The 4,899-nt window shown below is 59.2% G+C and carries 7 protein-coding genes; 4 read left to right on the top strand and 3 right to left on the bottom strand.

Annotated elements, in window-relative coordinates:
• Positions 1-720 (top strand): phage tail length tape measure family protein (locus AC0L28_RS34280; RefSeq protein WP_473482886.1); only part of this gene is annotated, 720 nt, incomplete at its 5' end.
• 82 nt (positions 721-802) lie between these two features.
• A complete protein-coding gene (locus AC0L28_RS34275; protein ID WP_287176542.1) occupies positions 803-1,087 on the top strand; it encodes a DUF982 domain-containing protein in 285 nt (94 codons plus the stop codon).
• Here the strand turns inward: AC0L28_RS34275 and AC0L28_RS34270 are convergent.
• The 3 genes from AC0L28_RS34270 to AC0L28_RS34260 form a co-directional block, all read right to left on the bottom strand.
• The gene (locus tag AC0L28_RS34270; RefSeq protein ID WP_473482884.1) at positions 1,050-1,625 is read right to left on the bottom strand and encodes a thermonuclease family protein; all 576 of its coding nucleotides are present in this window, start codon (positions 1,623-1,625) and stop codon (positions 1,050-1,052) included. The genes AC0L28_RS34275 and AC0L28_RS34270 overlap by 38 nt on opposite strands.
• A 321-nt stretch (positions 1,626-1,946) precedes the next feature.
• Complete coding sequence (locus tag AC0L28_RS34265; protein WP_128178299.1) at positions 1,947-2,570, bottom strand: class I SAM-dependent methyltransferase; 624 nt, start codon at positions 2,568-2,570, stop codon at positions 1,947-1,949.
• A gap of 418 nt (positions 2,571-2,988) precedes the next feature.
• Complete coding sequence (locus AC0L28_RS34260) at positions 2,989-3,141, bottom strand: hypothetical protein (RefSeq protein ID WP_023804226.1); 153 nt, start codon at positions 3,139-3,141, stop codon at positions 2,989-2,991.
• 319 nt (positions 3,142-3,460) lie between these two features.
• Here AC0L28_RS34260 and AC0L28_RS34255 point away from each other — a divergent pair, with 319 nt between their 5' ends.
• Positions 3,461-3,871 (top strand): ATP-dependent DNA ligase, encoded by a 411-nt coding sequence (locus AC0L28_RS34255; RefSeq protein ID WP_473482882.1) that lies wholly within the window; start codon positions 3,461-3,463, stop codon positions 3,869-3,871.
• A gap of 25 nt (positions 3,872-3,896) precedes the next feature.
• Positions 3,897-4,115 (top strand): hypothetical protein, encoded by a 219-nt coding sequence (locus AC0L28_RS34250; RefSeq protein WP_473482880.1) that lies wholly within the window; start codon positions 3,897-3,899, stop codon positions 4,113-4,115.
• Positions 4,116-4,899 lie beyond the last annotated feature (784 nt).

Below are 4,899 nucleotides of genomic sequence, written 5' to 3'. Positions count from 1 at the left end.
ATCGGAAGCGACGCGACAAACGTTTCGACCGCACGATCACAGCTGCGATCCGAGATGGTAAACCAATCCCTACCAACCTGGTGGCGCGGATCATTGGGAGCGTTCACCCTGGCGACAGTCGCAGCGAACAGCAACACCCGAGCGATGGAGGCCAATGCACAGGCCAGTCGATTGGCAGCGGCGCAGCGTGCCAATCTGATTTTCCAACTGAAAGACGTCGGTGTTTCGCTCGCATCTGGCATGAGCCCTCTGATGGTTGCCATTCAACAGGGTTCTCAGATCGCGACAATCTATGGGCCAAGCGGTCTGGGTAAGGCGCTTGCGGAGACAGGCCGGATGGCAGCTGCCATGGCCGTGCGCTTTGCCCCGCTCGTGGCAGTTCTGGCTGCGGGCTACGGGGCGTACAAGCTACTTAAGCAATATTCAGCTGAGGCAGCCGTTGCTATTGATTCTGCGACCGCAGCTCTTGCGGCTCAAGCCGCGCCTCTCAGCGAAGTGAAATCCGGAATTGGCGAACTGGTGAGCCTGCAAGGGGAACATATGGCCGGAAGTTCGGGACGTGCAGTATGGTCTTGGTTCCCTCTCAAGATTGCTGCCGGTCGGGCGATGCTCCGATCAGCCCGCGCCATCCCCTCCGTGAGGCGCGGGGTTCTCCGTTCAGGGGAACCGAAACGATCAAGGCCTCTTCGGACGTGCCATTTTAGCCTCGATCGCATCTGACAGCGGCGCTCTGAATTCACAACGATGCAACCACTCCCTTGTCTTCGCGTTTAGCCGCCTTCAATCCTGGCGAGCGACAAAGATGCCGACGTTCATTCCGATTACAATTTACCTGAATCGCAAGCCGATAGTGGTCGCGTCGATACCCGAAGCTGCGAAAGCGCTTCAGCAACCATGGCCATTCATGGACAAGCCGTCCCGACTTGAAGCAATTCGAATGATCGAGGAATGCCTGGCCGGACACTGCACCCAACAAGCCGCGTTCGATGCCTTCAAGGCGGCCGCAAGTGAACAGGGGCTTCTTAAGCGAAGGCCTCCAAGCGTAGGCCTCAGGCAATTCGACGTGGTTGCCGAAGACCTGATGTGAGGTGATGCTGCCTCGCGACCCTAATCAACGAGCCATCTCTGAATGCTTCGGCCGTCGGCGCGATGCAGTTCCCGACGAGACGCCCGTACCGATCACGATCGACAAAACTGCAATGCAGCGGTCGCGATGCTGCCAGGAACTTGTCTAAGGCTTGCGCGGCGCGGCGCCCGCATGGGTAGTCAAAGCCCTTGGCGTCATCGCAGTGCTGACGGCTCTCGGGCGCGTCGATGCCATTGAAACGAACGCGCTGACCGGCAATCTCGACGGTGTCGCCGTCGATGACAGATGCCCGGCCCTGCATCGGCCCAGGCAGCGGTTCTGTCCAATTTGTTATCGTGCTCTGGAGGCCTGCGGTGCTCTGTTGGCCGGCGGTGCTCTGGATCGCGAATTGGGTGACTGCGGCGGCAAGCGTGCCGACGCCGAGGAAGATCAGACCCAAGAGCGGTCGCGGCAGCCGCCGTGACGGCATTCTTCTGCCGGTGCGCCTTCGCCAGCGGTTAGCCTGATTGGCGCCTTGATAACGGTGGCCTTTGCCCACGCCCGCTCTCCCCGAAGAGAGAATGCCGCCATTCTGGGCCAGAGTCCAGAAGCTGCCCTAGTGTGAAAGTCTGACACTTGGTACTGGTGGACGGCAAGAATCGACCCTGAGCGGAAATTTGGGATCGAACGCGACATGTCGGGAGTTGCTCCCACATCGGACCTTCGGTCGCTGAACCAGGTCCCAAAGGCCCGAATGGAGTTATTGGCAGTCGCTCATGCCGCGCGGTTCAAGATCACTGCCGCTTTGAAAGAGTCGTCCTTCATAGTTGGGCGATTCCTTGTGCGCTGGGCAGCTTTCCAGGCCCTCACGTGCCGACGATCAAGCCGGGCGCTGCGCGAAGGCCCAGACCATCAGAGGATATTCCTCGTCATTGCGCATGTCGCGCCAGAATCCATAGTCGTGCACCGGGCCGCCGACATGGGCGCGGGCGCAGGCGCGGTTTCCCCAGGCGAATGCCTGGACGTGTTCCGCCTCGAATCCGCCCTCCACCAGCAGCTGCCTGAGCCCGTCCTTGGTCCAGCGGTTGTAGTCGTGGGGACGCGCGTGAACCCTGAAGAGGAAAGGCGTGGCGACCATCGCCCACCCGCCCGGAGCGGTCATCGCGAAGATGTTCCTGCTCGCCTCGACAGGGCGCGGTACGTGCTCAAGAACCTGGTCGGCTATGACCGTCGGGAACTGCCGGTCCAGCCGGTCGCGGCAAATGTCGAACTCCGGGTAATCCACCGACGTATAGTCGGAGCACATCGTCTTCCAATAGGTATTCCATCCCGGGGAAATCTCAAGAACAGGGGATGCCGTTCTGCCGTTTTCAATGAGAAGAGAGATGAAAGATTCGATCTGGCGTATGCGCAGCCAGTTCCTTTTATCGTATCCGGGGATTTTCCTTGCGATATTTCGAAAATTATCTCTGGCAGTATATAAACTACGCTTTATATGTCGCATTAATTGTACCCATCACCTAGTACAACCCGCCCGCCTAATCTACGCTTCAATGACATCAAGGGCGTGCCGCGGTGTCAATTGCACGGCGCTGGCACACCTTGTCGCACTGCGAAAGGACTGCGCGCGCGCCACTTGCAATAGGACGACGGACAGAGTTCATTCTTCGGCTTCCCGCCTCTCAACGTCAGCCAAGAAAGCCTGCTAGGCGAGTTCCCCCAAGACCCTCGAGGCCGCAGCAGCAATGTCCGTTGATGTGCGCTTCGTGCCCGTTCAGATCGGCGATAACCGACGTGAGCTTTCCACCCAACCTTGCCGTTCGGAGGGGTGCTAAGCGTCAGGCTTTCACTTAGCCGGTCGGCAGCGGATCAACGCGGTAGGCAACTGGTCAGCCTCTCGACGGTCTCAATGATGGCTTTGGCTAGCGCTCGCCCTCATGGACCGGCTCGGGACCATAGAGCAGCAGGACAGCTTCCTCGCTCGGCAGCACACCAGCAGGGCAGGTCTGTTCAATAGCCATGCGAACCAGCTTGAGGGCGGCCCAGGCGTTGCGGATGTTCTCTTGGGCTTCCATGCTTCCTCGCTGAGATGGACTGTCTCAGCGGCAAACCGTGAAGGCGAGAGCCGTGTTCCATCAAAGTTTAACGACTGGGAAAGCGCACTGGAAAGCAAGTGCGGTAACAGTTGATTCAACCGTTGCTGGTAATTCTAGAGGAGTGTGGAAGCGGCTCCGACAGTGAGGCGGGGGAGCTGGATTGCCGGAGCCGCCTGCGCAATCCCGGGTTGGGGTTTGACCGCGCCGTCCTATTCTGGGACAGCGCGGTCAACGATTCGTTAAAATTGGAACTAATTAAGCGCATGCTAATTGAAATCGCGGTTTTGCGAGTCAATGCATGCGTTTGAAGTTTGTCCCGCCGATGATGCCCACCTTGGTAGCAAAGCCGCCCCAAGGCGATGACTGGATGCATGAAGCAAAATTCGACGGCTACCGCTCCCAAATCATCATCGACGCCGGCGGTGTGCGGATCTTCACCCGCCGCGGCCTAGACTGGACATCGAAGTACCGCGATCTGGTCGAGGCAGCCAAAGGTCTCAACGTACAGAACGCCATCATCGACGGCGAAGTCGTCGTCTTGAATGAGGCTGGCCTTTCGGATTTTGCCGCGCTGCGCAAGGCCATCACCAGGCGCCAGCATGACCTCTATTTCGTCGCGTTCGATCTGCTGCATCTCAACGGCCACGACTTGCGCGACATGGCACTTGAGGATCGGCGGGAAATCCTGGCCGGCCTTAATAGGGGCTGACAGCCGCATCCAGTTTAGTGAGACAATGCCGGGCGAGGCAAATGCGATCTATCATCTGATCGACGCGGCCGGCCTGGAGGGGATGGTATCGAAGCGTCGAGACAGCAAATATCGCGGCGGCCCGACCACCAATTGGCTGAAGACAAAATCCTTTACCGAAAGCGAGTTTGAACTTCTCGGAGTTGAACGAGAGAGGGGCAAGCCGGCCTTCGCCCTTATGGCCGAGCCGGGCACCCGGAAATAATCGGTAGTGCGTTCGTGAGCGTCAACCGCGAGATGCGGGAGCGGCTTTGGAAGCGTGTCCAAGAACATGCTGGGCCACCGCCCAAGGAAATGCCAAGGCGGCCGGCAACTCAGTGGGTCAAGCCAGGCATCAAGGCCCGCATCAAGCACCTACGTGGGGAGGAAGACCTTCGGCACGCCTCGCTGCAGGATTTTTGGGATGAGAGTTAGCGACCAGTGGCAAGCGTTGGGCGATTCTAGATCGGAACGCGGCGAATGTGAATCCCATCTTCCTGGTGTTATCGCACCAGTGCTGAGCGACTGCTAATTTAAGCCGGCCTAAACGCGCGCTGGCGACGCGCACGCCGCGCTATATCGGCGCCATGAGCACACGTGCTGCTGTAGCTCGACGCGATCAGCGCGTCGGCTGCCTTCGTGCGCCGCTGATAGGCGCGCAGGGCCTTGCTCTTCCCCATGCCCAAGTCCATCAACGCCAGCCGCCTTGGACGACCGGAGGAGTCCACGCCAATGCTGCCAGGGCTTTGAAGCTCTCCCCGGCTTCATTGCGAAAAAAATGTGGCGTGCACCTCGATTCAGAGTGATCCGAAGATCATCGACCGCGAGATAGCCGACCTTATCAAGGCAGGACTGCCGGAAAATAAGGGTTGCGGTCTGTTTTTGGTTGGCACAGCAGGTCCGCGGGTACGCGTCAAGCCTGTCGCACGAAATGTGCGGTGCCCCCCGCCGCAGCGACAGCCTTCGCTATTCCTTCTTGTCGACCAGCGCCCGTAGTGCCGAGACGTCAT

The sequence above is a fragment of the Mesorhizobium sp. WSM4847 genome, from assembly GCF_055811335.1.
Note: the sequence above shows the minus strand (reverse complement) of the source record. Positions and strands in the feature narration are given on the sequence as shown.

What these genes read in the sequence shown, in the direction of transcription:
- AC0L28_RS34275 (WP_287176542.1), top strand. Translation starts at nt 803, where the DNA reads ATGCCGACGTTCATTCCGATTACAATTTACCTGAATCGCAAGCCGATA.
- AC0L28_RS34265 (WP_128178299.1), bottom strand. Translation starts at nt 2,570, where the DNA reads ATGCGACATATAAAGCGTAGTTTATATACTGCCAGAGATAATTTTCGA.
- AC0L28_RS34260 (WP_023804226.1), bottom strand. Translation starts at nt 3,141, where the DNA reads ATGGAAGCCCAAGAGAACATCCGCAACGCCTGGGCCGCCCTCAAGCTG.
- AC0L28_RS34255 (WP_473482882.1), top strand. Translation starts at nt 3,461, where the DNA reads ATGCGTTTGAAGTTTGTCCCGCCGATGATGCCCACCTTGGTAGCAAAG.
- AC0L28_RS34250 (WP_473482880.1), top strand. Translation starts at nt 3,897, where the DNA reads ATGCCGGGCGAGGCAAATGCGATCTATCATCTGATCGACGCGGCCGGC.